Origin of the sequence: Halomonas aestuarii, from assembly GCF_001886615.1 — a bacterium.
GTDB lineage: Bacteria > Pseudomonadota > Gammaproteobacteria > Pseudomonadales > Halomonadaceae > Halomonas > Halomonas aestuarii.
Genome location: NZ_CP018139.1, coordinates 1,003,177 through 1,024,935 on the forward strand (window position 1 = coordinate 1,003,177; position 21,759 = coordinate 1,024,935).

18 protein-coding genes are annotated in these 21,759 nt (G+C 67.9%); 8 read left to right on the forward strand and 10 right to left on the reverse strand.

What is annotated here, in order from left to right; genetic code table 11:
• Positions 1-12 precede the first annotated feature (12 nt).
• The 9 genes from ltaE to BOX17_RS04550 all read right to left on the reverse strand — a co-directional run bounded on the left by ltaE (position 13) and on the right by BOX17_RS04550 (position 10,974).
• Positions 13-1,026, reverse strand: a complete 1,014-nt coding sequence (ltaE, locus tag BOX17_RS04510) for a low-specificity L-threonine aldolase (protein ID WP_071942256.1) — start codon at positions 1,024-1,026, stop codon at positions 13-15.
• Between the two features lie 59 nt (positions 1,027-1,085).
• On the reverse strand, positions 1,086-4,088 hold the full coding sequence (locus tag BOX17_RS04515; protein WP_071942257.1) for an FAD-binding and (Fe-S)-binding domain-containing protein: 3,003 nt from the start codon (positions 4,086-4,088) through the stop codon (positions 1,086-1,088).
• A 36-nt stretch (positions 4,089-4,124) separates the two neighbouring features.
• Positions 4,125-5,333, reverse strand: coding sequence for a pyridoxal-phosphate-dependent aminotransferase family protein (locus BOX17_RS04520; protein ID WP_071942258.1), 1,209 nt, complete (start codon positions 5,331-5,333; stop codon positions 4,125-4,127).
• A 61-nt stretch (positions 5,334-5,394) separates the two neighbouring features.
• Positions 5,395-6,582, reverse strand: coding sequence for a CaiB/BaiF CoA transferase family protein (locus tag BOX17_RS04525; protein ID WP_071942259.1), 1,188 nt, complete (start codon positions 6,580-6,582; stop codon positions 5,395-5,397).
• Between the two features lie 31 nt (positions 6,583-6,613).
• A complete protein-coding gene (locus tag BOX17_RS04530) occupies positions 6,614-7,399 on the reverse strand; it encodes an enoyl-CoA hydratase/isomerase family protein (RefSeq protein ID WP_071942260.1) in 786 nt (261 codons plus the stop codon).
• A 27-nt stretch (positions 7,400-7,426) separates the two neighbouring features.
• A complete protein-coding gene (locus BOX17_RS04535; RefSeq protein WP_071942261.1) occupies positions 7,427-8,707 on the reverse strand; it encodes a TRAP transporter large permease in 1,281 nt (426 codons plus the stop codon).
• Positions 8,704-9,222, reverse strand: a complete 519-nt coding sequence (locus BOX17_RS04540) for a TRAP transporter small permease (RefSeq protein WP_071942262.1) — start codon at positions 9,220-9,222, stop codon at positions 8,704-8,706. The genes BOX17_RS04535 and BOX17_RS04540 overlap by 4 nt, the downstream gene beginning before the upstream one ends.
• Positions 9,223-9,299: 77 nt before the next feature.
• The gene (locus BOX17_RS04545; protein WP_086830699.1) at positions 9,300-10,283 is read right to left on the reverse strand and encodes a TRAP transporter substrate-binding protein; all 984 of its coding nucleotides are present in this window, start codon (positions 10,281-10,283) and stop codon (positions 9,300-9,302) included.
• A 223-nt stretch (positions 10,284-10,506) separates the two neighbouring features.
• The gene (locus tag BOX17_RS04550) at positions 10,507-10,974 is read right to left on the reverse strand and encodes a GlcG/HbpS family heme-binding protein (RefSeq protein WP_071942263.1); all 468 of its coding nucleotides are present in this window, start codon (positions 10,972-10,974) and stop codon (positions 10,507-10,509) included.
• Positions 10,975-11,124: 150 nt separating this feature from the next.
• Here BOX17_RS04550 and BOX17_RS04555 point away from each other — a divergent pair, with 150 nt between their 5' ends.
• Positions 11,125-11,808: a GntR family transcriptional regulator gene (locus BOX17_RS04555; RefSeq protein WP_071942264.1), complete on the forward strand. Its 684-nt coding sequence runs from the start codon at positions 11,125-11,127 to the stop codon at positions 11,806-11,808.
• Between the two features lie 3 nt (positions 11,809-11,811).
• Here the strand turns inward: BOX17_RS04555 and glcC are convergent, their stop codons facing one another.
• Positions 11,812-12,591 (reverse strand): transcriptional regulator GlcC, encoded by a 780-nt coding sequence (gene glcC / locus BOX17_RS04560; RefSeq protein WP_071942265.1) that lies wholly within the window; start codon positions 12,589-12,591, stop codon positions 11,812-11,814.
• 193 nt (positions 12,592-12,784) lie between these two features.
• Here glcC and glcD point away from each other — a divergent pair, with 193 nt between their 5' ends.
• From glcD to BOX17_RS04595, 7 genes are all read left to right on the forward strand, one after another.
• The gene (gene glcD / locus BOX17_RS04565) at positions 12,785-14,284 is read left to right on the forward strand and encodes a glycolate oxidase subunit GlcD (protein WP_071942266.1); all 1,500 of its coding nucleotides are present in this window, start codon (positions 12,785-12,787) and stop codon (positions 14,282-14,284) included.
• A 9-nt stretch (positions 14,285-14,293) separates the two neighbouring features.
• Entirely contained in the window at positions 14,294-15,397 is a 1,104-nt protein-coding gene (gene glcE, locus BOX17_RS04570) for a glycolate oxidase subunit GlcE (protein ID WP_071942267.1), read from the forward strand.
• 21 nt (positions 15,398-15,418) lie between these two features.
• The gene (glcF, locus tag BOX17_RS04575) at positions 15,419-16,651 is read left to right on the forward strand and encodes a glycolate oxidase subunit GlcF (RefSeq protein WP_071942268.1); all 1,233 of its coding nucleotides are present in this window, start codon (positions 15,419-15,421) and stop codon (positions 16,649-16,651) included.
• Between the two features lie 57 nt (positions 16,652-16,708).
• Positions 16,709-17,110: a heme-binding protein gene (locus BOX17_RS04580; protein WP_071942269.1), complete on the forward strand. Its 402-nt coding sequence runs from the start codon at positions 16,709-16,711 to the stop codon at positions 17,108-17,110.
• Positions 17,111-17,176: 66 nt separating this feature from the next.
• Positions 17,177-18,097 carry a DMT family transporter gene (locus BOX17_RS04585; RefSeq protein ID WP_071942270.1) on the forward strand — a complete coding sequence of 307 codons (921 nt, stop codon included), beginning with the start codon at positions 17,177-17,179 and terminating at the stop codon, positions 18,095-18,097.
• A 164-nt stretch (positions 18,098-18,261) separates the two neighbouring features.
• Positions 18,262-20,028, forward strand: coding sequence for a PHA/PHB synthase family protein (locus tag BOX17_RS04590; RefSeq protein WP_071942271.1), 1,767 nt, complete (start codon positions 18,262-18,264; stop codon positions 20,026-20,028).
• 159 nt (positions 20,029-20,187) lie between these two features.
• Entirely contained in the window at positions 20,188-21,759 is a 1,572-nt protein-coding gene (locus BOX17_RS04595) for a bifunctional GNAT family N-acetyltransferase/carbon-nitrogen hydrolase family protein (protein WP_071942272.1), read from the forward strand.

The window sequence follows — 21,759 nt, forward strand, 5'->3', positions numbered from 1 at the left end:
TGAAAGGCCCGCTCAGACCCCGGACCGGTCAAAATAGTCCCGGAGAGCGGCCACGATGCGTGGAACATCATCATCGGTGACGTCCAGGTGCAGGACAAGGCGAGTGGTCACGCCGACCGCCGCCTGGATGCCCCGGGCCGCCAGGCACTCCTGCAGCGCCGCGCAGTCGGCCTCCGGCACGCCCAGGAACACCATGTTGGTCTCGCAGGCCTGGACCTCGATCCCGGCGATGTCGGCCAGCCCCTCGGCCAGCTGCCGGGCATGGTCGTGATCCTCGGCCAGGCGCTCGACATGATGCTCCAGGGCATGGTCACAGCCCGCGGCCAGGATGCCGACCTGGCGCATGCCACCGCCCAGGGTCTTGCGCCAGCGCCTGGCGCGGGCGATGAAGGCCTCATCGCCCAGCAGCACCGAGCCGACCGGGGCCCCCAGCCCCTTGGAGAAACACAGCGAAACCGAGTCGAAGCCCTGGCAAAGCACCGCCAGCGGACGCCCGCTGGCCACCGCCGCGTTGAACAGGCGGGCGCCGTCGAGGTGGGTGGCCAGGCCATGGGCGCGTGCCACTGCCGTGGCACGCTCGGCATAGCCTTCCGGCAACACCTTGCCCCGGAAGGTGTTCTCCAGGGCCAGCAGCCTGGTGCGTGCATGGTGGATGTCCTCTCCCTTGATGGCGGCCTGCACTTTATCCACGGGCAGGGTGCCATCAAGGGCATGCTCGAGGGGCTGGGCCTGGATGCCGCCGAGCGCCGCGGCCCCGCCCCCCTCGTCGCGGTAGATGTGCGAGTGCTGGCCGGCGATGAACTCGTCGCCGCGCTGGCAGTGCGTCAGCAGGGCCGCCAGGTTGCTCTGGGTACCCGAGGGGAAGAAGAGCCCGGCGGCCTTGCCCGCCCGCCGGGCCACCGCGGCCTCGAAGGCGGCGACAGTGGGATCGTCGCCCCAGACGTCATCGCCCACCGCGGCCCGGCTCATCGCCTCGCGCATGGCCGGGGTCGGCCGGGTGACGGTATCGCTTCTCAGATCGATCATCGCTGGGTTCCTTTCCCTTCCCGTGCTCGGTCGTTGGCGAGGTTCGGCCGCCCCGTGGGTCAGGCCAGCGCCTGCTCGAGGAGGCGTGCCACATGGATCGCCTCGCGTGCCGCCCCGTCGCGGATCTGCTGGCGGCAGCTGGTGCCATCGGCCACCAGCACCGCGTCGGCGTCGGCGTCGCGGATCGCCGGCAGCAGCGACAGCTCGGCCATCTTCATCGAGGCATCAAAGTGCTCCGCCTCGTAGCCGAAGCTGCCGGCCATTCCGCAGCAGGAGGACTCGATGGTCTCGACCTCGAGGCCGGGAATCCAGCCAAGGACCTGCTCGATGGGCCGCACGGCATCAAAGGCCTTCTGGTGGCAGTGGCCGTGCAGCATGGCGCGCGAAACCCCCGGTGCCTTGAGCTCGAGGGGCAGCTCGCCGTCGTGGCGGGCCTTGACCAGAAACTCCTCGAACAGATAGGCGGCCTCGGAGAGTGCCTGCGCCTCCTTGCCGAAGCCATACTGGAGGAACTCGTCGCGCATGGTCAGCAGGCACGAGGGCTCGAGCCCGACGATCGCCACCCCCCGCCGGACATGGGGCATCAGGTGGTCCAGGGTGCGACGCGCCTCAAGCCTGGCCTTGTCGAACTGCCCGGAGGAGAGATAGGTCCTCCCGCAGCAGAGCGGCCGCTCGTCCTGCCTGACGTTGAGGTGCACCCGATAGCCGGCCGCCTCGAGCACCCGCTTGGCGGCTCGGGCGTTATCGCCCTCCATGTAGTTGTTGAAGGTGTCGACGAACAGCAGCACCTCACGGGTGCCGACGGCCGGCCCGGCACTGGCCTCGCGGCTCGCCAGGAAGTTGCCGTCGAAGACCGGCAGCGAACGCTCGGCGGCCAGTCCCAGGGCCTTCTTGACCCGTCGTGAGAGGAACGGCACACGCTCCACGGCACCGAGCAGGCCGGGGAGCCGACTGGCCCAGGGCGCATAGCGCGGCATCTCGCCCACCATGCGATCGCGCAGGCTCAGGCCATGGGCGCGGGCCCTGGCCGTGCGGGCCTCGATCTTGAACTTGGCCATGTCGACCCCGGTCGGGCAATCACGCTTGCAGCCCTTGCAGGACACGCAGAGATCCAGCGCCTCCTTTACGTCATCACTGGCCAGCCCCTCGTCACCGAGCTGACCGGACAGCACCAGGCGCAGGGTGTTGGCGCGTCCCCGGGTGAGGTGCTGCTCGTCGCGGGTGACGCGATAGCTCGGGCACATGGTGCCGGCATCGAACTTGCGGCAGTGGCCGTTGTTGTTGCACATCTCCACGGCCATGGCCAGGCCGTGGGTGGGGTCGCCGGCGCTGCCGGGCTCGCCCTGCTCGCCGGTCAGGGGGTCGCGTGTGACGTTCCATCCCGACCAGTCGAACACCGGGGTCAGCGGGATCGTCCGGTAGGTCTTCGGGAAGCGGAAATAGCGCTCGTCGTCCATCCTCGGGGTGTCGACGATCTTGCCCGGGTTGAACAGGTTGTCGGGGTCGAAGAGCTGCTTCACCTCCCGGAACGCGTCGTTGACGGTGCTGCCGAACTGCCAGGCCACCCACTCGCCCCGGCACAGGCCGTCGCCATGCTCACCGGAGTAGGCGCCCTTGTAGTCACGCACCAGGGCGGAGGCCTGTTCGGCGATCTCGCGCATCTTCCCGGCGCCGTCACGGCGCATGTCGAGGATCGGCCGCACATGAAGGGTGCCGACGCTGGCATGGGCATACCAGGTGCCCTCGGTGCCGTAGCGGTGGAAGACCTCGGTGAGCTTGTCGGTGTACTCGGCCAGGTGCTCGAGGGGAACGGCACAGTCCTCGATGAACGAGACCGGCTTCCCGTCGCCCCTCATGCTCATCATGATGTTGAGCCCGGCCTTGCGCACGTTCCACAGCGCCTTCTGCTCGGCAGGTTCGGGCATGTCGACCACGCAGTCGGGCAGCCCCAGTTCGGCCAGCAGCTCGTTGAGGCGCCGCAGCGAGGCCAGCTGGGCGTCGCGATCAGACCCCGCGAACTCGACCAGCAGGACCGCCTCGGGCCGGCCGATCAGCGCCTTTTCGATCACCGGGCGGAAGGCGGGATTCTCAAGCGACAGGTCGATCATGGTGCGGTCGACCAGTTCCACGGCCGTGGGGTCGAGGGTGACGATGTGCTGGGTGAGATCCATCGCCTGGTAGAAGGTCGGGAAGTTCACCACCCCGAGGACCTTGTGCTCGGGGAGCGGCGATAGCCGCAGCGTGATGGTCCGGCTGACCCCTAGGGTGCCCTCGGAACCGACCAGCAGGTGGGCGAGGTTGACGCGGCCATCGGGGTCGTAGGGCTTGGGATTCTGGCAGTCGAAGAGGTCGAGGTTGTAGCCACCGACCCGGCGCAGCACCTTGGGGAAGTGCTCACGGATCTCGGGCCCCACCCGCTCGGCGATGGCCTTGACCCGTTCGGCCAGCTGGTGGGCCCGTGAGCCCTCGGCCAGCTCATCGACGAAGCCGAAGCTGGCCTCGCTTCCGTCGGCCAGCAGGGCGTCCACGCCCAGCACGTTGTGGACCATGTTGCCGTAGCGGATCGAGCGCGACCCGCATGAGTTGTTGCCGGTCATGCCCCCGAGGGTGCACTGGGCACTGGTGGACACATCCACCGGGTACCAGAGGCCATGGGGCTTGAGCCAGGCGTTGAGGTGGTCGAGCACGATACCCGGCTCGACCACCACGGTACGCGCCTCGGGGTCGAACTCGACAATGCCGTTGAGATGAGGGGAGGTATCGATCACCAGCGCTTCCCCGACGGTCTGGCCGCACTGGCTGGTGCCGGCCCCCCGGGCCAGCACCGGCACCCGGGCATCACGCGCGATATCCAGTGCCAGCCGCAGATCGTCCTGGTGCCGGGGAATCACCACGCCGAACGGCGTGACCTGGTAGATGGAGGCATCCGTCGAATAGCGCCCCCGCGAGGCGTGATCGAACAGCACCTCGCCTTGCAGTTCCCGCGACAGCCGGGCGGCCAGTTCCGTGACCGGCTTGATCCGGGCATCGCGAGATCGGGTGTGCCCTTTCAGGGACGTCATGGCTGCCTCCTCAGCAGTTCACGTAGGCGGCGCCAGTCAGTCAGCGCTGTTGAGCGGGTGATGGGCGAAATAGTCCAGCGCGGCCGCCAAGCCACTGCCCTTCAGTGGCACACCGGCCAGTTTCATGCCCGCCTCGCACCCGCCGAGGGTGGCGATCAGGGTCAGGTCGTTGCAGTCGCCCAGGTGGCCGATGCGGAACATCCTGCCCTTGGCCTTGCCGAGGCCCGTGCCCAGCGACAGGTCGAAGCGCTCATAGATGATCTTGCGCACCGCATCGGCGTCGATGCCCTCGGGCATCACCACCCCGGTGAGCACCGGCGAGTAGACGGCCGGGTCCTGGCACTGGATCTCCAGCCCCCAGGCCTCGACCGCCGTGCGGACGCCGGCGGCCCAGCGCTGGTGGCGCGCCAGCACGTTGTCCAGGCCCTCCTCGAGCAGCATGTCCAGCGCCTCGTTGAGGCCGTAGAGCAGGTTGGTGCTGGGGGTATAGGGCCAGTAGCCGTTCTGGTTGGCCTCGAGGATCTCGTCCCAGGCCCAGAAGCTCTTCGGCATGAGGTTGTGGCGGCTCGCCTCGATGGCCTTGTCGGAGACCGCGTTGAAGCTGATGCCGGGCGGCAGCATCAGCCCCTTCTGGGAGCCGGAGATGGTAACGTCGACGCCCCACTCGTCGTGGCGGTAGTCGGCACTGGCGAGCCCCGAGATGGTGTCGACCAGCAGCAGCGCCGGATGACCGGCGGCATCGATGGCGCGACGCACGGCGGCGATGTCGCTGGTCACCCCGGTGGAGGTCTCGTTGTGGACCACGCACACGGCCTTGATCGCGTGGTCGCGATCTTCCTTCAGACGCGCCTCGATCATGTCGGCCTGGACGCCATGGCGCCAGCCCTCGTAGCCGGGCAGCCCGATGAACTCGGGTGCCAGCTGCAGGCGCAGGGCCATCTTGTGCCACAGGGTGGCGAAATGGCCGGTCTCGAACATCAGCACCTGATCGCCGGGGGAAAGGGTGTTGGAGAGTGCCGCCTCCCAGGCCCCGGTCCCGGAAGCCGGATAGATGATCACCGGGTTGGCGGTCTTGAAGACCTGCTTCACCTTGTCCAGCAGCTCACGCCCCAGGGCGCCGAATTCCGGGCCACGGTGATCGATGGTGGGCAGGCTCATGGCGCGCAGGATGCGATCCGGCACCGGTGAGGGGCCAGGGATCTGCAGGAAGTGGCGACCCGAGGGATGGAAGTCGAGGTTCAGCATGGGAAGACTCCGTGCGTCTTGTTCTTGGATAATGAATTCAATGCATGCCGCAAGAAGGCGCCTACTTGATGCAGCCCTCGGCCCTCAGTGTCTCGAGCTCCTCGGCGGACAGCCCCATGTCAGCGAGCACTTCATCGGTGTGCTGGGCGAACAGCGGTGCCGGCTGGCGGATCTGCGACGGGGTACGCGAGAACTTGCTGGGGAAGCCGATGGTCTTCATCCTGCCGATCTTCGGGTGGTCCATTTCCTGCACCATGCCGCGCGCCAGGTAGTGCTCGTCGCTCATCGCCTGGGCGAAGTCGTTGATCGGCCCGGCGGGCACCCCGGCCGCGTCGCAACGCTCGAGCCAGTCGTCGACGTCCCGGTCGGCCATGATCGACTCCAGCAGCGCCTCGAGTTCCTCGACGTGCTGGCCTCGGTCCTGGTTGGTCAGGAAGCGTTCATCGGCCATCAGGTCCTCGCGGTCCAGTACGTCCCGGGCGAACCGCTCCCAAGTCCGCTGGTTGGCGCAGCCGAGCATCAGGTAGCCGTCACGGGCCTTGATCGCCTGGTAGGGGGCCGAGACGCGGTGCCGCCAGCCGGTGGGCTGTGGCACCCGGCCCTCGGCGAAGTAGGCCGCCGCCTCCCAGGTGTACCAGGGCAGGCCGCACTCGGTAATGGCGATATCGATGTGCTGGCCCTCGCCGGTATTCATCTGGTGGATGACGGCGGCCAGGATGGAGTAGGTGGCGGTCAGGCCGGCGCCGATGTCGTAGACCGCGATGCCGGTCTTGAGCGGCCGGCGCCCCGGCTCGCCGGTCATCGACATCAGTCCGGTCATGCCCTGGGCGACCAGGTCGAAGCCGCCCTTGTGCTTGTAGGGGCCCGTCTGGCCGTAGCCGGAGATCGAGCAGTAGACGATGCCCGGGTTGATCGCCTTGATGGTGTCGTAATCGATCTTCAGCGACTGCGTGACCCCGGTGCGGTAGTTCTCGACGATGACGTCGGCCTCCCGGGCCAGGCGGTAGAAGATCTCCCGGGCCCGGTCGTCCTTGAGGTTGAGCGAGATGCTCTTCTTGTTGCGATTGATCTGCGAGAAGCAGGTCGACTCGTCGTTGACGTAGGGGCCCATCTGGCGGCTGTCGTCGCCGCCGTTGAGCTTCTCGACCTTGATCACCTCCGCCCCCATGTCGGCCAGCACCATGGTGCAGTAGGGGCCGGCCATGATCTGGGAGATGTCGAGGACCTTGATGTTCTGTAGTGGCAGCATCGGCGTGCTCCCTCCATTGCTGTCATTCATGCTAACGGCCGCTCCATTCGAAGGGCGTCTTGTGGACGAACCGGTTCACCGCCGCCTTGAAGTCATCGCTCATGTAGCAGGCGGTGACCCAGTCGTCGCCGGCCTCGGGGGGGGCTCGCCGCTCCTCCAGCACCCGCCCCACCAGCGCCTTGCTGGCCTGGACGGTGAGCGGCGCACGCTCGGCGAAGGCGGCGGCGAGGGACGCCACCTCCTCGTGGATCACCTCGGCGTCGAACACCCCGTTGACCAGCCCCGCCTGCGCGGCCTCATCGGCCCGGAACAGCCTAGCCATCATCAGCGCCTCCTTGGTGCGGGCCACCCCGATCATGTCGACCATTCTCGAGACGTTGGTCATCGACAGGGTATTGCCCAGCGTCCTGGCGATGGGCACGCCGAACTTCATCGACGGTGTGCAGTAGCGGAAGTCACAGACCAGCGCCAGGGCGGCGCCGCCGCCCACGCAGGCCCCCTCGATCAGCGCAATGGTGGGCCTGGGCAGCGCCTCGAGCTTGCTCACCACCCGGTCGATGCGCCGCTCGTAGCCCGTGGCATCCTCGGGGGCCTCGAAGTCGACGAACTGGCTGATGTCGGTACCGGCCACGAAGGCCTCCCCGCCCACCCCGTGCAGCACGACGGCCACCACCTCGTCGTCCCGGGCGAGCCGGTCGCAATGCGCCTCCAGGGCGTCATACATCTCCCAGGTCATGGCATTGCGGCTCGCCGGGCGATTGAAGCCGATCCAGGCGATACCGCCCTCGCGCCGCAGGATCACAGATTCCTCGCTCATCACGTTTCTCCCGTCAGGGGCTCTGCATCACCGGTAGAAGAGTTCCACCAGGCCCATGGGAATGACCGGCACGTAGGTCACCAGCATCAGCAGCACGAACAGCAGGATCATGAACGGAACATTGGCCTTGGCCACGTCCCAGATGTCCGCCTTGGCCACCGAGCAGGCCGTCATCAGCACGCTCGCCACCGGGGGCGTCTGCTGGCCGATGGCCAGGTTCAGGGTGACGATCATGCCGAAGTGCACCGGATCGATGCCGACCATCATCACCAGCGGCATGACGATGGGCACGGTCAGGATGATGGCGGCCGCCGAGTGCAGGATCATGCCAATCGCCAGCAGGAAGACGTTGAGCAGCGCCAGCACCATGTACTTGTTGCTGGTGAAGTCGCCGATCACCGCCGCCAGGGTCTGCGGCAACTGGGCGCGGGTGAGGAAGTCCCCGAGCAGCGCGGAGCTCGCCACCAGCAGCATGACCACCGCCGTCTGCACGCCGCCCTCGACCATGGCCCCGCGCAGCGTGCTCCAGCGCAGCTCGCCGTAGCGGAAGCTGATCAGCAGCGCCGCCAGTACCGCGAGGGCAGCGCCCTCGGTGGCGGTCATGAAGCCACCGAAGATGCCGCCGAGAATGATCAGCGGCAGCAGGAAGGCAAGGCCCGCCGCCTTGAAGGTGGCCCACACCCTCTTGAGCTGGAAGGCTTCCTCGACCGGGTACTTGTAGCGGACCGCGAAGTACCAGGCCAGCGCCATCATCGACAGGCCGCCGAGCAGCCCCGGGACGATGCCGGCCACGAAGAGCTGCACCACCGAGGTGTCGGCCATGGCGGCGTAGAGGATCATCGGGATGGACGGCGGGATGATGATCGCCAGCGATGCCGAGGACGAGGTGATCGCGGCAGTGAAGTCCGCCGGGTAGCCCTTCTTCTTCATCGCCGGCATCAGGATGGAGCCCAGGGCGGCGACGTCGGCCACCGCCGAGCCCGAGATCTCGGCGAAGAACAGCGAGGTGCCGATGTTGACCATCGCCAGCCCGCCGCGGATGAAGCCAAGCAGCGCCGAGGCGAAATCGATCAGTCGCCGGGAGATGCCGCCGGTGTTCATGATCGCCCCGGCCAGCACGAACAGCGGGATGGCGATCAGCGGGAACTTGGTCGAGCCATCGAACATCACGATGGGGAAGCTGAGCAGGCTGTTCGGGCCCTGCAGCACCAGCATGGCAATCAGGGACACCGCCCCCAGCGCCACGGCGATGGGAATGTTGATGAAGATCATCGCCAGGCCGGCCAGGAGGATCAGGGCAGTCGTCATGGCAGTTCCTCCACGATGTCATGTTCCGCGGGCGGCGCCTTGCCATGCCAGGCTTCGCGCAGGATGGTCGGCAGGTTGAAGAGCTCGGCAAGCACATAGAGCCCGGCGCCGATGGGAATGGTCGACTGGGTGACGGCAATCGGGATCGGCACGCTGACCAGCGTCGATCCCCCGAGGATCTGGATGACACGCACGCCATAGGCGGCGAGCATCACGAAGAAGGTCAGGATGATGATCTCTCCGATCACCACCAGCGTCATGCGCACAGCCCGTGGCTGTGAAAAGACGAGGCCCGGCACGCTGATATGGCCGCGCTTGAGCGCAGCCAGGGCGGCGCCGTAGTAGGTCACCCAGGCCAGCATCACGGCGGCCACCTCGTCGTACCAGCTGAGGGAGTTGCCTGAGAAGCGAAAGGTGACACCGAGCAGCACGACAACCGTCAGGGACACCACCAGCAGCATGGTGATGACTTCGAGCAGCCACTCGAAGCCGGATCGCAGTCTCGCAAGGGACATGGAAGCCACTCCGTCGAACAGAGTAAGGGAGACCGCCCCGGGCGGGGCGGTCCTCGGTCGGGGGACGGAGCGGCCTACTATTCCTGGCCGAGTGCCAGCGCGCGGTCGACCAGGTCGCCGCCGCCTTCCACTTCCTCGTCGAAGAGCTCGTAGATGGGGCCGCTGGCATCGATGAACGCCTGCTTGTCGGCCTCGTTGATCTCCATGCCGGCGGCTTCCATCTTGCCGAGGAGCTCCTCATCCTGCCGGGCGGCGGTCTCGTAGACGAAGTCCTGGACCTCCTGGGCGGTGTCCATCAGCACGTCGCGCACGTCCTCGGGAAGGTCCTGCCAGTGGTTGCTGGAGACCACCACGTAGGCCGGGGTGTAGACGTGGCCCGTCAGCGACAGGTAGTCCTGGACCTCCTGGAACTTCTGGGAGTAGATCTGCACCAGCGGATTCTCCTGGCCATCCATGGTGCCGGTCTGCAGCGCGGTGAATACCTCGGAGAGCGCCATGGGCGACGGATTCGCGCCGTACTCCTCGAACATGCGCACCCGCCAGGTGCCCTTGGGCGTGCGCAGCTTCAGGCCGTCGAGATCCTCCGGCGTGTTGATGGGCCGCACGTTGTTGGTGATCTGGCGGAAGCCGTTCTCCCACACGGCGAGGATCTTGTAGCCCTCCTCCTCTGCCAGTGGATAGAGGTCTGGCTCGAGGACCTCCTCGATGATCCGCTTCATGTGCTCCCGGTCCTTGACCAGATAGGGCATCTCGAACAGGCCGAACTCGTCGACCACCGAGGACATCACGGAGGACGGCAGCGTGAAGGTCAGCTGGCCGAGCTTGAGCTTCTGCAACATGGAGCTGTCGCCGCCCAGCTGGCTCGAGCCGTAGACCACCACCTCGTAGTCGTCCCCCAGCCGCTCGTTGGCGAGCCTGGCGAATTCCGTGGCAGAGGCGTCGAACAGCGACCCGGGGTTGCCGACGTGGCCGAACTGCAACTCGGTCTGCGCCAAGCCGAGGCCGGGCGTCATGGCGGCGGCCAGGGCAGTGACGGCGAAGGCTGTCTTGATCACTTTCATTGGATACTCCGGTGCTGGCTTGTTGTTGTATGCGTCTTGCCGGTGAGCCGAACTCGATCCGGCAGTGTCGAGCCGAGGCGAACACCCAGGTTGTGATGTTGATGATATGCGGTGACCGCCATGCCTCACTGAATCAATTTGAATTCAAAATTCATAATCAGACATTAAACTTTAGTCGCTTTCTACCAGCGGAGCACAGACCCGGGGGATGGAAAGGGGCCTCTCAGTCCCACTCCGGCTCCCTGCCCCAGCCGAGACCGGCGGCCTCTATACCGGCAATCGAGGCGGCCTCGTCCTCGCCCGAGCTTGCCCCGCTGGCCCCCACGGCACCGATGAGCCGCCCTTCCTCGTCGAGGATCGGCACGCCACCGGCCACCGGCACGAAGTGCCCGCCGGAGGCCACGGCCACACTGGCCAGGAAGGCGGGGCGCTCGATGTTGCGCTCCCCCACTACCCCGCTGGCCACCCCGTTGCCCAGGGCGGCAAACGCCTTGCCCTGGGCCACCGGAAAGCGCAGCGGGGCACAACCATCCTCGCGCTCGGCAGCGACGACATGTCCGCCCCCGTCGAGCACCACCACCGTGAGTGGCTCCAGGCCCTGCTGGCGCGCCAGTGCGAAAGCGCCGTCCAGGATGCGGCGCGCCTGGCCTCGGCCAAGCAGGAAATGACTGCGGAAGACCTTGCCGGCCATGGGAAGCTCCTGAGGATCGTCGAGGTGGATGATTGCTGCATTTTGAATTCATAATCCCTTTCATGGGAGAATGCCAGCCTGGTCCACTCCCCCGGGATGCACCGACCGGCCGCGATCACCGGGACGCCATTGCCTCGAGGAACCCATGCCATGAGCAAGATCCAGCAGCGCAGCCTCTACCTGGACGTGGCCGACCGCGTCAGGGAGCTCATCGAGCAGGGGGATCTCGCCCCCGGCGAGCGGATATCGGAGAAGCAGCTCTGCGAGCGGTTCGGGGTGTCCCGCACCCCGCTGCGGGAAGCGCTGAAGGTCCTCGCCTCGGAGGGTCTGATCGAACTGCTGCCGAACCGCGGGGCCAGGGTCGTGCGCCTGACCCTGAAGATGGTCAAGGACACCTACGACCTGATGGGGGCCCTCGAGGGGCTGTCCGGCGAGCTCGCCTGCCAGAACATCAGCGACGAGGGGATACGGGGCGTCCGCGCGCTGCATGACGAGATGCTCCGGCACTATCGCGATGGCAACCTGCCGGACTACTTCCGGGTCAACCAGGGGATCCATGAGGCGATCCTGGCCGCCTCGGCGAACGAGGTGCTGCAGGAGACGTACAGCAACCTCAACCAGCGGGTGAAGCGGGTCCGCTACTCCAAGAAGATGACCGCCGACTTCTGGCGCAGGGCCGTCCAGGACCACGAGCACATGATCCTCGCCCTGGAGGCACGCGACGGCCGACGCCTGGGACAGATCCTGCGCGACCACCTCTGCAACAAGCTCGAAGTGGCCTCCCTCGCCGGCGTGATCGAGGACGCCCCCCCCTTCGACGCCGCCGCCCACTGATCCCTATTCCCAGCCCTCCAGACGCATGGCCGAGCGCTCCAGCCGCTGCTCTTCCGCTTCGAGCTCGCGCAGCTGCTCGCCGACGCTGGTCAGGTGCTCCAGGGCGGCGCGACGGGCGAGCACGGGTTTGCCCTGGACCACCGCCCGGAATAGCCGGGCGTGCTGACGGTTGATCATCTCGCGGGACCTCGGGCGGTGATAGAGGTTCTTCACCGAGGCGAACACCGAGCTCAGCAGCAGGTCCGTGAGGCTCTGCAGGGTGTGGACCAGCACCGGGTTATGGGAGGCCTGGCAGATGGCCAGATGGAAGCCGTGGTCGAACCGGGCCAGGCGCTCGGCCTCGATGGCCTCGGCGCTCTCCACGTAGTCGACCATCTCGCGATAGCGCCGGGTGATCAGCACCCGGTCCGAGGCCGTCCCCCGGCTGGCCGCCAGGCTCGCCGACTCTCCCTCGAGCAGGGCCCGCACCTCCAGCAGGTCGAACAGGGTCCTCGGATGGTCGCGGAAGAGGTGCATCAGGGGATTGTCCTGGGCGGTCGTCACCAGCGGGGCGACCTCCGAGCCCCGCCCCTGGCGGGTGACGATGACCCCCTTGCCGCGCAGCGTCCGTAGCGCCTCGCGCAGGGAGGCGCGGGAGACCTGCAGGCGCTCGCTGAGGCGCCGTTCCGAGGGCAGCAGCTGGCCCGGACGGAACACGCCGTCCAGGATCAGCTCCTCGAGCCGGGACGCGATGGCATCGGGCGTGCGTGACGTGGTCACCAGCTCGTCGTGGTAGCGGGGCATGATCGGGGGTCTCCGGGGTGCCAGTCTGGGGCCCAAGGGTGTATCGTGAAAAATCTTTCCACAATACTACCAACAACTGGTCTGACCAGCGAACCAGAGACTGGACACGCCCGTCAATAAGGCACAGATTGGGATCACAAACGGTCACGTGCCCGGCCCGGGTGGGCGATGGGCACTCCAGCGAGGAAGCCCCATGAACATCCTCTACGATGAGCGGCTAGACGGTGAGCTGCCGGAAATCGACAAGGCCGAGGTCCTGGCCGACCTGCAGCAGGCGGCACCCGGCATGACCCTGCTGCACCGCGAGGAGGACCTGCGCCCCTTCGAGTGCGACGGTCTCTCGGCCTACCGAGTCCTGCCGATGCTGGTGGCCCTGCCCGAGACCCTCGAGCAGGTCGAGACGCTGATGAAGCGCTGCCGAGCGCTGGGCGTGCCCGTGGTGACCCGCGGCGCCGGCACCGGCCTGTCCGGCGGCGCCCTGCCGCTGGAGAAGGGCGTGCTGCTGGTGATGTCGCGCTTCAACCGCATCCTCGACGTCGACCCGGATGCCCGCATCGCCCGCCTCCAGCCCGGCGTGCGCAACCTGGCCATCTCCGAGGCGGCGGCCCCCTACGGCCTCTACTACGCCCCCGACCCCTCGTCGCAGATCGCCTGCTCGATCGGCGGCAACGTGGCCGAGAACGCCGGCGGCGTGCACTGCCTGAAATACGGGCTGACCGTGCACAACGTGATGAAGGTGGAGGTGATCACCATCGAGGGCGAGCGCATGACACTCGGCAGCGAGGCCCTGGACGCCCCGGGCCTCGACCTCCTGGCCCTGTTCACCGGCTCCGAGGGCATGCTCGGCGTGGTCACCGAGATCACCGTCAAGCTGCTGCCCAAGCCCGAGACCGCCAAGGTGCTGATGGCTAGCTTCGATGACGTCGAGAAGGCAGGCCGCGCCGTGGGCGACATCATCGCCGCGGGCATCATCCCCGGCGGGCTCGAGATGATGGACAAGCTCGCCATCCGCGCCGCCGAGGACTTCGTCAAGGCCGGCTATCCGGTGGAGGCCGAGGCGATCCTGCTCTGCGAGCTGGATGGCGTGGAGGCCGACGTCGACGACGACTGCGCCACCGTGCGCGCAGTGCTCGAGAAGGCCGGGGCCACCGACATCCAGCAGGCCCGGGACGAGGCCGAACGCGCCCTCTTCTGGGCCGGGCGCAAGAACGCCTTCCCGGCGGTGGGCCGGATGTCGCCCGACTACTACTGCATGGACGGCACCATCCCGCGCCGCGAGCTGCCGCGGGTGCTGAAGGGCATCGGCGACCTCTCCGAGACGTATGGCCTGAAGGTCGCCAACGTCTTCCATGCCGGCGACGGCAACATGCACCCGCTGATCCTCTTCGATGCCAACCGTCCCGGCGAGCTGGAGCAGGCCGAGGAACTCGGCGGCAAGATCCTCGAGCTGTGCGTCGAGGCGGGCGGGTCGATCACCGGAGAGCACGGCGTGGGCCGCGAGAAGATCAACCAGATGTGCGCCCAGTTCAACCCGGGCGAGCTGACCACCTTCCATGCGGTCAAGGCGGCCTTCGATCCCGACCGCCTGCTCAACCCGGGCAAGAACATCCCGACCCTGGCCCGCTGCGCCGAGTTCGGTGCCATGCATGTCCACAACAACGAGCTCCCGCACCCCGAGCTGCCCCGATTCTGAGGATTTCCCATGGCCGAGACACGACCCACATCGACCGATCAGGACATCAGCGAGGCGCTCGGTGAACGCGTGCGCCAGGCCGCCCAGGCGGGAACGGCGCTGCGCATCGCCGGCGGCGAGACCAAGGCCTTCTATGGCCGCCCCGTGGAGGGCGAGACGCTGTCCACCCGGGAGCATCGCGGCATCACCTACTACGACCCGGTGGAGCTGATCGTATCGGTGCGCACCGGCACCCCGCTGGCCGAGCTGGAGGCCACCCTGGCCGACAACGGCCAGATGCTCGGCTGCGAGCCGCCCCACTTCGGCGAGGGCGCCACCGTGGGCGGCATGGTCGCCACCGGCCTCTCGGGCCCCCGCCGCCCCTGGGCCGGCAGCGTGCGTGACTTCGTGCTGGGCACCCGGGTCATCAACCAAGAGGGGCACGAGCAGCGCTTCGGCGGTGAGGTGATGAAGAACGTCGCCGGCTACGACCTGTCGCGGCTGATGGTCGGTGCCCAGGGCACCCTGGGGCTGATCACCGAGGTGTCGCTCAAGGTGCTGCCGACGCCAGGCGCCCGCCACAGCCTGCGCCTGGAGATGCCGCTGGCCGAGGCCCTGGCGAAGCTGGCCGAGTGGGGACGCTCCCCGCTTCCCATCACCGCCGCCGCCTGGCACGACGGCGCCCTGAACCTGCGCCTGGAGGGCGGGCCGAGCTCGGTGGCCGCCACCCGCGAGCGGCTGGGCGGCGAGGAGCTGGACAACGGCTTCTGGGCGGACCTGCGCGAGCAGCGCCTGGCGTTCTTCTCCAGCGAGGACGCCCGGGCCCTGTGGCGCCTCTCGCTGCCCCACAACACCCCGTCGCTGTGCCTGCCCGGCGTGGAGGAAGCGGACCTGCTCTATGACTGGGCCGGCACCCAGCGCTGGCTGCGCAGCGACCTCGAGGCGCACACCGTGCGCGAGGCCTGCGCCCGCGCCGGCGGACACGCCACCTGCCTGGGCGACCGCCAGGGCCCGGGCCAGGACGACCCGTTCATGCCGCTGGAACCCGTGGTGGAGAAGTACCATCGCAACCTGAAGGCCCAGATGGACCCGAAGGGCATCTTCAATCCTGGCCGACTCTACGCGGCGATCTGAGACCTAGGGGGAACAGCCGAGATGCAGACGCACTTTACCGAGGAAGACCTCCAGAAGCCCCACATCCGCGAGGCCGACCGGGTCCTGCGTAGCTGCGTGCACTGCGGCTTCTGCAACGCCACCTGCCCGACCTACCAGCTGCTGGGCGACGAGCGCGACGGCCCCCGCGGACGCATCTACCTGATGAAGGAGATGCTCGAGAGCCCGGAGGACGACACCCAGGTCACCGAGGAGACCCGGCTGCACCTCGACCGCTGCCTCACCTGCCTCAACTGCGAGACCACCTGCCCCTCCGGGGTGGAGTACCACAAGCTCCTCAACATCGGCCGCGCCGAGATCGAGCGGCGGGTGCCGCGCAAGCCCGCCGACCGCGCCCTGCGCTTCGGGCTGCGCAAGGCACTCGTGGAGCCGAAGCGCTTCCAGGCGCTGCTCAAGCTGGGCCAGACCTTCCGCCCGCTGGTGCCGGGCGCGCTGGCCAACAAGATGCCGCCGACGCCGGTGGATGCCGGGGCACGCCCCGAGGGCAAGCGCCACGCGCGGCAGATGCTGATCCTAGAGGGCTGCGTACAGCCCGGGCTCTCGCCCAACACCAACGCCGCCACCGCCCGGGTGCTCGACCGCCTCGGCATCGGCCTGACCCCGGTCCCCGAAGCCGGCTGCTGTGGCGCGGTCGACTTCCACCTCAACGCCCAGGAGGCCGGGCGGGCCCGCATGCGCGCCAACATCGACGCCTGGTGGCCTCACGTCGAGGCCGGCTGCGAGGCCATCGTCCAGACCGCCAGCGGCTGCGGCGCCTTCGTCAAGGAGTACGGCGAGATGCTCGCCGACGACCCCGCCTATGCCAAGAAGGCCGAGCGCATCAGCGCGCTGGCCAAGGACCTGGTGGAGGTGCTGCGCGACGAGGACCTCTCGTCCCTCGAGGCGAAGGAGAGTCGCCGGCTCGCCTTCCACTGCCCCTGCACCCTGCAGCACGCCCAGAAGCTCGGCGGTGCCGTGGAGCAGGTGCTGCGCGGGCTCGGCTTCTCCCTCACCCCGGTACAGGACGCCCACCTCTGCTGCGGCTCGGCCGGCACCTACTCCGTCACCCAGCCGGAGCTCGCCACCCAGCTGCGCGACAACAAGCTCGACAACCTCGAGGCCGGCAACCCCGAGATGATCGTCACGGCCAACATCGGCTGCCAGACTCACCTGGCCGGCGCCAACCGCACCCCGGTGCGGCACTGGATCGAGATCGTCGACGACGCCCTGGCCTGACCATCAACGCGACACCCGACACCCCGATACGCGAGACCCAAGAACGAGGAGATTCCCATGCAGACCAAACCCGTCCTGACCCTGGATGACGTCAACGCCCTGCTGGACGCGGGCCAGAAGGAAGCCGAGGCCAACGGCTGGGCCGTGACCATCGCCGTCGCCGACGACGGCGGCCACCTGCTCGGCCTGCGCCGCCTCGACGGCGCGCCGCCCTTCAGCGCAGGCGTGGCCGGCGAGAAGGCCCGCAACGCCTCCATCGGCCGAAAGGAGACCCAGGTCTTCGAGGACATGATCAACAATGGCCGTACCGCCTTCGTCACCGCGCCGATGGAGGCCCTGCTGGCCGGCGGCGTGCCGGTGATCGTCGAGGGCCAGGTGGCCGGCAGCGTCGGCATCTCCGGCGTCAAGCCGGACCAGGACGTGCAGGTGGCCAAGGCCGCGGTCGCCGCCATCGCCTGATCACCGCCTGTCCCGCCCCCTCGAGGCCCCGCCCTGGCGGGGCCTCGTCTTTGGTACGAGGTCACCATGCCGCTGCTGCACTTCCTGCCCCCGCTGGGCGCCGTCCTGATCTGGTCGGGCAACATGACCATCAACCAGCTCACCGTGGGCAGCATCGCCCCGAGCAGCATCGCCTTCCTGCGCTGGGTGCTGGCGCTGGCCGTGCTGACGCCCTTCGTGCTGCCCGTGGCCTGGCGCCACCGCGAGGCCATCCGCCGCCAGTGGCCGAAGCTCGCCGTGCTGGGCCTGCTCGGCATGGCAATGTGGCAGGGGCTCGCCTACGTGGCCGCGGAAACCACCTCGGCCACCAACATGGGCATCCTGGCGGCCATGGTGCCACTGCTGACGGTGCTGCTCAGCGCGCTGATCCTGCGCGAGGCGCCAAGCCTCGGCGGCACCCTGGGCGGCCTGCTGGCCCTGGTCGGCGTCTCCCTGCTGCTGGGGCAGGGCGATCCGCGGTCGCTGCTGGCGCTCGAGGTCTCCCTCGGCGACCTGCTGATGGTGGTGGCCGCCACCTGCTACGCGCTCTATGGCGTCATGCTCAAGCGCTGGCCCCTGGACATGCCACCCTGGGTGGTGCTCTACCTGCAGGCGGCCTTCGCCACCCTCTTCCTGCTGCCCGGCTACCTGCTCGGCCCCATGACGCCGGTGGACGACCAGAACGTCTGGCTGATCCTCTACGCGGGCATCCCCGCCTCGATCATCACCACCTTCCTGTGGATGCGGGCCATCCGCCAGATCGGCGCCAGCCAGGCCAGCATCTTCATCAACCTGATGCCGGTGTTCAGTGCCCTGATCGCCATGGCCCTGCTCGGCGAGCGGGTCGCCGCCTACCACCTCGCCGGCGGTGCCCTGGTGCTGGCGGGCGTGATCATGGCCCAGACCCTGACCCGGCCGCTGAGGCCACGCCCCGCCGGGACGAGTCGCCCCGACTTGGACCCGCGCTGAGCCGGGCAGGCGACGGCGGCCCTCGTGAGGCCGTCCGGATGCCGGAAAAGCCTGTTCTGGATCAAGGCGAAGGGCCCATCCTGCCCCCTAGGATGGCTACACTGGGACACACCGACCCGACAGCGGGTCGGCAACCGTCCCCCCCGGCCACGAGGAGACGCGCGATGATCAGGCCCGACCACGAGGACACCCCGAGCGACACCGGCACGAGCCTCGACGAGGCCGGCCTGGCCGAGAGTACCGATCGGCTGATGCGGGCGTCGCTGGCGAGGATGACGTTCGGCCTCTCTCCGGCGGCGATGATGCTGACCTACGTCGACTGGCTGACCAGCGTGGCCGTTTCGCCGGGCAAGCAGGCGACCCTGGTCCAGAAGGTGCTCAAGAAACAGATGCGCCTGGCGGTGTGGGCCAGCCACTCGGCGCTCGACCCCGCGGCGACCCCCTGCATCGAGCCGCTGCCCCAGGATCGGCGCTTCCGCGACCCGGCCTGGCGCCGCTTCCCCTACAACCTGATCTACCAGTCGTTCCTGCTGCAGCAGCAGTGGTGGTGCAACGCGACCACTGGGCTCGCCGGCCTGTCGCCGCACCACGAACAGGCGCTGGAGTTCGGCGCGCGCCAGCTGCTCGACATGGTCTCCCCCGCCAACTTCCTGCCCACCAACCCCCGGGTGCTGGACAGGACGCTGGCCACCGGCGGCGCCAACCTGATACAGGGCGCCGAGCAGTTCATCGATGACTGGCAGCGCCAGCTGCAGGGCCAGAAGCCGGCCGGTGCGGAGCAGTTCGAGCCCGGGAAGGCGGTCGCCGTGACGCCCGGCAAGGTGGTCTACCGCAACCACCTGATCGAGCTGATCCAGTACGCCCCCGCCACCGACGAGGTATACGCCGAGCCGGTGCTGATCGTGCCGGCCTGGATCATGAAGTACTACATCCTGGATCTCTCGCCGGACAACTCCCTGGTGCGCTACCTGGTCGGCCAGGGTCACACGGTGTTCATGATCTCCTGGCGCAACCCCACCGAGGCGGATCGGGATATCGGGATCGACGACTACCGCCGCCAGGGCATCATGGACAGCCTGACGGTGATCGAGTCGATCTGCCCCGTGGCGCCGGTGCATGGCGTCGGCTACTGCCTGGGGGGCACCCTGCTGGCCATCGCCGCCTCGACCATGGCCCGCGATGGCGACCATCGCCTGGCCTCGATGACGCTGTTCGCCGCCCAGACCGACTTCCGCGAGGCCGGCGAGCTGATGCTGTTCATCGACGACAAGCAGCTCTCCTTCCTCGAGGACACCATGTGGGCCCAGGGGGTGCTCGACACCAAGCAGATGGCCGGCGCCTTCCAGCTGCTGCGCTCCAACGACCTGATCTGGTCGCGTCTGGTCAACGAGTACCTGCTGGGCGAGCATCGCCCCCTCAACGACCTGTTGGCCTGGAACGCCGATGCCACCCGCATGCCCTACCGCATGCACAGCGAGTACCTGCGACAGCTGTTCCTCGACAACGACCTCGCCGAGGGTCGCTTCGAGGTCGAGGGCCGACCGGTGACGGTCAGCGACATCCGGGTGCCGATCTTCGCGGTGGGCACCGAGTGGGACCATGTGGCGCCCTGGCGCTCGACCTACAAGATCCACCTGCTCGCCGACACCCATGAGCTCACCTTCCTGCTGACCAGCGGCGGTCACAACGTGGGCATCGTCTGTCCGCCCACGGACACCGGACGCCACTACCGCATGGCCACCGATGGCGAGACCTACGTCGACCCGGACACCTGGCTCAGCCGCACGCCGGTGGTCGAAGGCTCCTGGTGGCCCGCCTGGCAGGGCTGGCTGGCGGCGCATTCCGGCGATTCCCAGGCGCTGCCCTCGATGGGCTCGGCCGACTATCCCCCGCTCGACGATGCCCCCGGGCACTATGTGCTGATGGAGTAGCGCCTCGACGGTCAGGGATCCCCCGACGCCGCCGAGGCAGGGCTCGAGGACCGGGGCGTGGCCAGCCATGCTCCGGATGGCCCGGCGCGCCGTTGCATCATGCGCCGCTCGGCCCCATGGTAGACTGCATCGATTTCTGACGGCGGGAGCCCGGCACACATGTCCCTCGACGACCTGCACCTAAACCTGCGCAACCTGACACCGGACGACTACCCGCAGCTCAAGAGCCTGATGGACCGGGTCTATGACGACATCGGCGGGGCCTGGCCCAAGGCCACCATCGACAAGCTGATCACGGAATTCCCCGACGGCCAGATCCTCATCGAGGATGACGAGATCATCGTCGGCGTGGCCCTGACGGCCCTGGTCGACTACGACACCTTCTCCAACCCCCACCGCTACGACGACCTGATCGGCAAGCGCGAGACCATCCTCAACGACCCGGATGGCGACGCCATGTACGGTCTCGACGTGCTGATCCACCCGGACTACCGCGGCTATCGCCTGGGGCGCCGCCTCTACGAGGCGCGCAAGGAGCTGTGCCGCTCCATGAACCTGCGCTCGATCCTCGCCGGCGGGCGCATCCCCCATTACCACGAGCACGCCCACGAGCTCTCCCCGGCCGATTATCTCGACAAGGTGGCCCGCAAGGAGATCCACGACCCCATCCTCTCCTTCCAGCTGGCCAACGACTTCCAGGTCAAGCGCCTGCTGCGCAAGTACCTGCCGGAGGACGAGAAGTCCCAGGGCTATGCCACCCTGCTGGAGTGGAACAACATCCTCTTCGAGCCGGCGGAACGGGTGCTGGAGAATCGCCCGACCCAGGTGCGCGTCGGCGCGGTGCAGTGGCAGATGCGCGAGTTCTCCTCGGTCGAGGCGGTGCTGCAGCAGGTCGAGTACTTCGTCGACGCGCTCTCCGACTACCAGAGCGACTTCGCGGTCTTCCCCGAGCTCTTCAATGCGCCGCTGATGGGGCTGCAGGACCGCGCCGCCCAGCAGGACCAGATGGCCGCCATCCGCTTCCTGGCCGGCTTCACCGAGCAGTTCAAGACCGAGCTGTCGCGCATGGCGGTGTCCTGCAACATCAACATCGTCGCCGGCTCGATGATCGAGGAACACGAGGACGGCCGGCTCTACAACGTCTCCTACCTGTTCCATCGCGACGGCAGCATCGACGCCCAGACCAAGCTGCACATCACCCCCCAGGAACGCCGCGACTGGGTGATCGAGGGCGGCGACGAGCTGTTCGTCTTCGACACCGACGCCGGCCGCGTGGGCATCCAGATCTGCTACGACGTCGAGTTCCCCGAGCTCTCCCGCCTGCTCGCCGACCAGGACATGGACATCCTCTTCGTGCCCTTCTGGACCGACACCAAGAACGGCTACCTGCGGGTGCGCCACTGCGCCCAGGCCCGGGCCATCGAGAACGAGTGCTACGTGGTGCTGTGCGGCAGCGTCGGCAACGTGCCCTCCATCGAGAACATGGAGATCCAGTACGCCCAGTCGTCGGTGTTCTCGCCCTCGGACTTCGCCTTCCCCCACGACGCCGTGCTCTCCGAGACCACGCCCAACACCGAGATGATCATGTTCTCGGACCTCGACCTGACCCGGCTGACCGTGGTGCGGGCCGAGGGCTCGGTGACCAACCTCAAGGACCGGCGCAAGGACCTCTTCGACCTGCGCTGGCGCGACTGGTCCTGGAAGTCCGGGGCCAACCTGGAGGAGAGCTGA

What these genes read in the sequence shown, in the direction of transcription:
- ltaE (WP_071942256.1), bottom strand. Translation starts at nt 1,026, where the DNA reads ATGATCGATCTGAGAAGCGATACCGTCACCCGGCCGACCCCGGCCATG.
- BOX17_RS04515 (WP_071942257.1), bottom strand. Translation starts at nt 4,088, where the DNA reads ATGACGTCCCTGAAAGGGCACACCCGATCTCGCGATGCCCGGATCAAG.
- BOX17_RS04520 (WP_071942258.1), bottom strand. Translation starts at nt 5,333, where the DNA reads ATGCTGAACCTCGACTTCCATCCCTCGGGTCGCCACTTCCTGCAGATC.
- BOX17_RS04525 (WP_071942259.1), bottom strand. Translation starts at nt 6,582, where the DNA reads ATGCTGCCACTACAGAACATCAAGGTCCTCGACATCTCCCAGATCATG.
- BOX17_RS04530 (WP_071942260.1), bottom strand. Translation starts at nt 7,399, where the DNA reads ATGAGCGAGGAATCTGTGATCCTGCGGCGCGAGGGCGGTATCGCCTGG.
- BOX17_RS04535 (WP_071942261.1), bottom strand. Translation starts at nt 8,707, where the DNA reads ATGACGACTGCCCTGATCCTCCTGGCCGGCCTGGCGATGATCTTCATC.
- BOX17_RS04540 (WP_071942262.1), bottom strand. Translation starts at nt 9,222, where the DNA reads ATGTCCCTTGCGAGACTGCGATCCGGCTTCGAGTGGCTGCTCGAAGTC.
- BOX17_RS04545 (WP_086830699.1), bottom strand. Translation starts at nt 10,283, where the DNA reads ATGAAAGTGATCAAGACAGCCTTCGCCGTCACTGCCCTGGCCGCCGCC.
- BOX17_RS04550 (WP_071942263.1), bottom strand. Translation starts at nt 10,974, where the DNA reads ATGGCCGGCAAGGTCTTCCGCAGTCATTTCCTGCTTGGCCGAGGCCAG.
- BOX17_RS04555 (WP_071942264.1), top strand. Translation starts at nt 11,125, where the DNA reads ATGAGCAAGATCCAGCAGCGCAGCCTCTACCTGGACGTGGCCGACCGC.
- glcC (WP_071942265.1), bottom strand. Translation starts at nt 12,591, where the DNA reads ATGCCCCGCTACCACGACGAGCTGGTGACCACGTCACGCACGCCCGAT.
- glcD (WP_071942266.1), top strand. Translation starts at nt 12,785, where the DNA reads ATGAACATCCTCTACGATGAGCGGCTAGACGGTGAGCTGCCGGAAATC.
- glcE (WP_071942267.1), top strand. Translation starts at nt 14,294, where the DNA reads ATGGCCGAGACACGACCCACATCGACCGATCAGGACATCAGCGAGGCG.
- glcF (WP_071942268.1), top strand. Translation starts at nt 15,419, where the DNA reads ATGCAGACGCACTTTACCGAGGAAGACCTCCAGAAGCCCCACATCCGC.
- BOX17_RS04580 (WP_071942269.1), top strand. Translation starts at nt 16,709, where the DNA reads ATGCAGACCAAACCCGTCCTGACCCTGGATGACGTCAACGCCCTGCTG.
- BOX17_RS04585 (WP_071942270.1), top strand. Translation starts at nt 17,177, where the DNA reads ATGCCGCTGCTGCACTTCCTGCCCCCGCTGGGCGCCGTCCTGATCTGG.
- BOX17_RS04590 (WP_071942271.1), top strand. Translation starts at nt 18,262, where the DNA reads ATGATCAGGCCCGACCACGAGGACACCCCGAGCGACACCGGCACGAGC.
- BOX17_RS04595 (WP_071942272.1), top strand. Translation starts at nt 20,188, where the DNA reads ATGTCCCTCGACGACCTGCACCTAAACCTGCGCAACCTGACACCGGAC.